At 70.5% G+C, this 6,000-nt stretch carries 7 protein-coding genes; 6 read left to right on the forward strand and 1 reads right to left on the reverse strand.

What is annotated here, in order from left to right; genetic code table 11:
• Positions 1 to 147: 147 nt before the first annotated feature.
• The 3 genes from G4D83_RS41625 to thrC all read left to right on the forward strand — a co-directional run bounded on the left by G4D83_RS41625 (position 148) and on the right by thrC (position 2,803).
• Positions 148 to 801, forward strand: a complete 654-nt coding sequence (locus G4D83_RS41625; RefSeq protein ID WP_163870503.1) for a protein-L-isoaspartate(D-aspartate) O-methyltransferase — start codon at positions 148 to 150, stop codon at positions 799 to 801.
• A 101-nt stretch (positions 802 to 902) separates the two neighbouring features.
• The gene (locus tag G4D83_RS41630; RefSeq protein WP_163870504.1) at positions 903 to 1,469 is read left to right on the forward strand and encodes a hypothetical protein; all 567 of its coding nucleotides are present in this window, start codon (positions 903 to 905) and stop codon (positions 1,467 to 1,469) included.
• Complete coding sequence (gene thrC, locus G4D83_RS41635) at positions 1,466 to 2,803, forward strand: threonine synthase (protein WP_163870505.1); 1,338 nt, start codon at positions 1,466 to 1,468, stop codon at positions 2,801 to 2,803. Before G4D83_RS41630 ends, thrC begins: the two co-directional genes overlap by 4 nt.
• A gap of 58 nt (positions 2,804 to 2,861) precedes the next feature.
• Here the strand turns inward: thrC and ribB are convergent, their stop codons facing one another.
• Positions 2,862 to 4,016 carry a 3,4-dihydroxy-2-butanone-4-phosphate synthase gene (ribB, locus tag G4D83_RS41640; RefSeq protein ID WP_163870515.1) on the reverse strand — a complete coding sequence of 385 codons (1,155 nt, stop codon included), beginning with the start codon at positions 4,014 to 4,016 and terminating at the stop codon, positions 2,862 to 2,864.
• Positions 4,017 to 4,230: 214 nt separating this feature from the next.
• On the opposite strand from ribB, the gene G4D83_RS41645 reads away from it, so the two are divergent.
• From G4D83_RS41645 to G4D83_RS41655, 3 genes are all read left to right on the forward strand, one after another.
• A complete protein-coding gene (locus G4D83_RS41645) occupies positions 4,231 to 4,569 on the forward strand; it encodes a hypothetical protein (RefSeq protein WP_217911178.1) in 339 nt (112 codons plus the stop codon).
• Positions 4,566 to 5,222 (forward strand): dTMP kinase, encoded by a 657-nt coding sequence (tmk, locus tag G4D83_RS41650; RefSeq protein WP_163870507.1) that lies wholly within the window; start codon positions 4,566 to 4,568, stop codon positions 5,220 to 5,222. The genes G4D83_RS41645 and tmk overlap by 4 nt, the downstream gene beginning before the upstream one ends.
• A 64-nt stretch (positions 5,223 to 5,286) precedes the next feature.
• Positions 5,287 to 6,000 (forward strand): competence/damage-inducible protein A (locus G4D83_RS41655; RefSeq protein WP_163870508.1); only part of this gene is annotated, 714 nt, incomplete at its 3' end.

Raw genomic sequence — 6,000 nt, forward strand, 5'->3', positions numbered from 1 at the left:
CGGCGCCCGTCACCCTGGTAGCAGGGCAGCCACGTCGAGGATGCCAGGACCTGGCTGAAGTGTCGGGTCTCCCCAAGATGAACGCCGGCTCGGCCATGCGCGCAGCGTAAGCCTTTCTTGGGACGCTCGGGCGGTTAGGCTTGGAGCATGGGAGACCGAAGTCGAGCCCAGTACCTGTCGAGTCAAGGCATCCGCGACCGGCGAGTGCTGGAGGGAATCGCGCGCCTGTCGCGCGAGGACTTCGTGTCGGAGGACACGCGCGAGAAGGCCGAGGCCGATACCCCGCTGGCCATCGGCCATGGACAGACCATCAGCCAGCCTTTCGTCGTGGCGCTGATGACAGAGGCGCTGGGCATCAAGGGCCATGAGCGCGTGCTGGAGATTGGCACCGGCTCCGGTTACCAGACGGCGCTCCTGTCGCTGCTCTGCCGCGAGGTGTGCACGGTGGAGATCGTCCCCGAACTCGCCCGCTCGGCTCGCTCGCGGCTGCGGCGTCTGGGCTTCGACAACATCTACTTCCGCCGGGGCGATGGCACCGAGGGGTGGCCGGAGCAGGCGCCCTTCGACGCCATCCTCGTCACCGCCGCGCCGGACGAGGTCCCCAGCACGTTGCTCGGTCAGCTCCGGCGCGGGGGGCGGATGGTCATCCCCGTGGGGCCCACGGGAGGCACCCAGGAGCTGTTGCTCATCCAACGGGCCCGGAAGCCAGGAGTCCTCCCCCAGGTGGAGTCCCTGCTGCCCGTCCGCTTCGTCCCCATGACGGGAGGCGCTTTTCGAGTGGATCCTGGAGGGCGACCTTGACGTGGCGCGTGGAAAGGGCGGGGCCGCCCGAATGCCTGGATGCTGTCAGGAGCGGTGAAGGCGCGTTGCTCCCGAGCAGGGCCGCCCGCTAACGTCGCGCAATGATCATCTGCCCGGTCTGCGACCACGTTCAGCCCGAAGGGACCGAGTGTGACGTCTGCGGAAAGCGGTTCCCCGCCGCCGCCCTCGCGGCGACGCCTCCCGTGGCGCGGCTGCCGGAGCTGGAGCTGACGCCTCACACGGGCGGACGCGACGCGGTGGACGCGCCCCTGCTGCCGGAGCTGGATGGGACGCGCTTGCGCAGCGGCCCGGACCTGCCGGCGCAGGTGGTGCAAGACCTGGAGCTGACCCGCTCGGCGCCGACGGGGGAGATGCCCGTGGCGATGCTCCAGGAGCTGGACACCGGGCGCGCGCAGGATGACGGCGTGAGGACCGCGGCCCCGGTGGGCGCCGTCGTCTGCCGCTACTGCCGCAACGTGCAGGCGGTGGGGCTGCTCTGCGACAACTGTGGCATGCGGCTGCCGCGCGCGCGGCTGGCGGCGACCGCCGTGGCGGCGAAGGGGCAGCAGGACGACGACGAGTGGATGGCCTGTCCCTCGTGCCATACCCGTGGTCGACGCGGACGCGCCTGCTCCGAGTGCGGCACCCGGCTCCAGGAGCAGGCATGAGCACCAGGGAGCCCGGCTTCCGGGCGGAGTACGCATGCAGCGAGGGCTGTGACTTCCGCGCCTCGCTCCTGGACGTCGTCTACCGGTGTCCGCGTTGCGAGGGCCTGCTGGAGGTGCGTCACGACGTGGAGGCCCTGCGCGCCGTGTCCGCGACGGAGTGGAAGCGGCGCTTCGAGTCGCGCTTCGGCTCGGCTCGACTCCCGGATGGCTCGGGGGTGTGGGGCAAGCGCGAGTGGGCCTACCCCCAGCTTCCCGTGGAGGACATCGTCTCTTTGGGCGAAGGCCGCGTGCCGCTCAAGCCCCTGCCGCGCATGGCGTCCGAGCTGGGGCTGGCCGCACTGGACTTGAAGGAATGCGGCGTGTCGCCCACGGGCAGCTTCAAGGACTGGGGAATGACGGTCCTGGTCTCCGCCGTGAAGCACATGCGGGCCAAGGGCGTGCCGCTGAGGGCCGTGGCGTGCGCGTCCACCGGTGACACCTCCGCGGCGCTGTCCGCCTACTGCGCGGCGGCGGGGATTCCGGCGGTGGTGTTCCTGCCCACGGACAAGGTCTCCCTCGCGCAGCTCGTGCAGCCCATCGCCAACGGCGCGCGCGTGTTGTCGCTCGACACGGACTTCGACGGCTGCATGCGGCTGGTGCAGGCGGTGACGGGGGACACGGGGCTGTACCTGGCCAACTCGATGAACTCGCTGCGCATCGAGGGGCAGAAGATGGTCGCCGTGGAGCTGTGCCAGGACCTGGGCTGGGAGCCGCCGGACTGGGTGGTGATTCCGGGCGGCAACCTGGGCAACGCCAGCGCGCTGGGCAAGGGCTTCGAGCTGATGCTGGAGCTGGGGCTCATCACCCGTCGCCCGCGCATCGCCGTGGGGCAGGCCGAGCGCGCCAACCCGCTGGCCCGCTCCTTCCGGGGTGGGTTCCAGGAGCTGGTGCCCATGCAGGCTCGGAGCACGCTGGCGTCCGCCATCCAGATTGGCAACCCGGTGTCCTTCCGCCGCGCGGTGCGAATCCTCAAGGCGTTCGACGGCGTGGTGGAGGAAGCCACCGAGTCCGAGCTGTCCAACGCCGCCGCGCGCGCGGACAAGGAGGGCACCTTCACCTGTCCCCAGACGGGCGTGGCGCTCGCGGCGCTGGAGAAGCTGGTGGCCCAGGGCGTCATCGCGAAGGGCTCACGCGTGGCGGTGGTGTCCACCGCGCACGGGCTGAAGTTCGCGGACTTCAAGGTGGGCTACCACCGGGGCACGCTCGCGGACGTCACCAGCCGCCACGCGAATCCACCCGTGAAGCTCCCCGCGAACCTGGATGCCGTTCGCGAGGCCCTGTCGGACCTGGCCTGAGCCCGCGGCCTCGAGGTGGGGCTCCCGTTCAGGGGAGCCCCGGTGCTTCGAGCGCGCGTCAGTCCGCCAGCAGCGGGACGCGCTTGTCGATGGTGAGACCGAAGCCGGCGAGCCCGCGGTAGGTGACGTCCGTGTTGGTCATCACCTGGAGCGAGCGCACGCCCAGGTCATTGAGAATCTGGCAGCCCATGCCCAAGTCCCGCGTCTCGTGCGGGCCGGTGCGCAGGTCGGCGCTGCCGTCCGTGTTGCGCTTGTGATTGATGCCGAAGTCGCCGCCGTGCATGCCGGGCAGGTACACCAGCACGCCGGTGCCCTCACGGGCGATGCGCGCGAGCGACTGATCCAACAGCACGTTGCAGTTGCAGGTGGGCGAGCCGAACACGTCGCCCAGGGTGCAGGCGGCGTGCAGTCGCACCAGCGCGCTCGGGCGGGCGGAGGGGTCTCCCTTCACCAGCACCAGCGACTTGGCGCCGTCGGGCAGCCACGTGTACGTGAGCGCGGTGAAGTCGCCGTAGCGGGTGGTGACGGTCTGCTGGCCGGGCTCGCGGCGCACCAGCCGGTCCTTGCGGCGGCGGTACTCGATGAGGTCCGCGATGGTGATGACGGACAGCTTGTGCTGGATGGCGAAGGCCTTGAGGTCCGGCATCCGCATCATGGTGCCGTCGTCCTTCACCAGCTCGCAGAGGATGCCGGAGGAGCCCAGTCCCGCCAGCCGCGACAGGTCCACGGTGGCCTCGGTGTGGCCCGCGCGGCGCAGCACGCCGCCGTCGCGGTAGCGCAGCGGGAAGATGTGGCCGGGGCGCAGGAAGTCGTTCGCCTGGCTCTCCGGGTCCGCCAGCGCGAGGATGGTCTTGGCGCGGTCCGCCGCGGAGACACCCGTCGAGGTGCCGTGCCGGTAGTCGACGGAGACGGTGAAGGCGGTGCGGTGGGACTCGTTGTTGTCCGCCACCATCTGCGGCAGCCGCAGGGCGTCCAGCCTGTCCGCCAGCATGGGCATGCAGACGATGCCGCTGGTGTGGCGCACCATGAAGGCCAGGTGCTCCGGAGTGACTTTCTCCGCCGCCATGATGAGGTCGCCCTCGTTCTCCCGGTCCTCGTCATCCGCGACGATGACGAACTTGCCTTCGCGGATGTCGCGGATGGCGTCCTCGATGGAGGACAACGGGAGGTCGTCAGGGCTCATGGAGGATTCGGTCCGCTCGCGAGTCTGCATGTGCTGGCGCATGTAGCGTCTGCGTCAGAGGCTGGCAAGCCAACCTGCCCGACGCCGTGCGCTCGGGTGATGGGGTGGATGAGCCAATCACGAGGGCTCTCTTGCCTGCCCGTTGCCGTGTCGCTGGAATTGGTTGGAACCCAGAAGGTTGGACTCGCCAGGGGCGATTGACTCGACGCGTGGGACGGGCTGCTGTAGGGTGCCCGGCTCCGTGATGAGCGCTGATACCCAGGACTTGAGGACGCAGCTCGACCAGTTGCAGGAGAGCTTGTCCATCCGGCAGAGCACCACGCACTTCGCCCACACGGGGGTCGCCACCCTGGCGGCCCTCATGTTCGCGGGGGCGGCTGGCAAGCTGTTCTATGACTCCCTGCGCACCCCGTTGTTGGCGTGGGGCGTGACGCTGCTGGCGCTGGGGCTGCTGGGCTACGCGCTCCGCCGCTACCTGGTGGGACGGCGCGTGCTGGCGGACGAGTTGACGCGCTTCCAGACGCTCCTGGAGCTGCGCAGCCAGCTCCGGCTCGACGACCCCGCGGCGCTGCTGCCCCGGTGAGCGCGGCCCGCAAGTCCGCCCGACGCGGGCGGTTCATCGTCCTGGAGGGGCTCGACGGAGCCGGCACCACCACGCAGGCGGAGCGGCTGGCCTCCGCCTTGCGCGCGGAGGGGCACGCGGTGCTCACCACGCGTGAGCCCTCGGATGGCCCGGTGGGAACCCTGATTCGCCAGGCCCTCACCGGCCGGTTGGGCCTGCCGAATGGCGCGGGCCCGCTGGCGCCGGAGACGCTGGCGCTGCTCTTCGCGGCGGACCGGACGGACCACCTCGCGGCGCGGGTGCTGCCCGCGCTGGCGGAGGGGAAGCTGGTGCTCTGCGACAGGTACGTCCTGTCCTCGCTGGCCTACCAGGGGGCGTCGCTACCCATGGCCTGGGTGGAGGCGGTGAACGGGTACGCGGTGTCCCCGGACCTGACGCTGTTCGTCGGCGTCGCGCCCGAGGTGGCCGCGAAGCGCCGGGCGGCTCGCGGTGGGGCCGCGGAGCTGTTCGAGGCGGACGAGGCCCAAAGGCGCATCGCCAAGCAGTACCTGGCCGCCATCCGCCGCCGCGCGAAGAAGGAGCGCATCGTCCACATCGACGGTGAGCAGGGGATTGAAGCGGTGACGGCGGCGTCGCTGGTGGAGATTCGCAAGCTCTTGGCCCGCAAGCACTGACGGACGGTTGGTGAAATCTCGCCCGGCGGAGTCCCCGGCCGTTGCGCTACAGTCCGCCCTTCCTATGGAGCGCACCGGCGCGGCGGCAATCATCATCGGCAATGAGGTCCTGACGGCGAAGGTCCAGGACCAGAATGGCCCGCACCTCATCAAGAGGCTGCGCGAGGTGGGCATCGTCCTGCGCTCGGTGGAGACCATCCTCGACGACGTGGACGCCATCGTCGACGCGATGAGTCGGGCGCGCCAACGGGCCCGCTATGTGTTCACCAGTGGCGGCATTGGCCCCACGCACGACGACGTCACGGTGCGGGCCGTGGCGCTGGCCCTGGGCAAGCCCGTGGTGCGACTGCCGGAGATGGTGTCGCTCATCAAGGCGCGAGCGCCCGAGGGCAAGGTGACGCCGGAGGGCATGCGGCTGGCGGATGCCCCGGAGGGCGCGGTGCTGCTGCCGCAAGCGGGCACCTGGTACCCGGTGCTGACGGTGGGGGACGTGTTCCTCCTGCCCGGCGTGCCGCAGCTCTTCCGGATGCAGTTGGAGACGGTGCTGGCTCGGCTGAGCGGCACGCCCGTGGTGCTGAGCAACCTCTACCTGCGCCTGGGCGAGAGCGACATCGCCGCCGTGTTGGACAGCGTGGCGCTGAGCATGCCGCACGTGGCCATCGGCTCGTATCCGGAGTTCGACCCGGAGAAGGACTTCCGGGTGAAGATCACGGTGGAGGCCGCGGTGCGGGCCCCCGTGGAGGAAGCCGTCGCGCGAATCATCGGCGGGCTTCCCGAC

Source organism: Myxococcus eversor, from assembly GCF_010894455.1.
In the GTDB taxonomy this organism is placed as follows: Bacteria; Myxococcota; Myxococcia; order Myxococcales; family Myxococcaceae; genus Myxococcus; species Myxococcus eversor.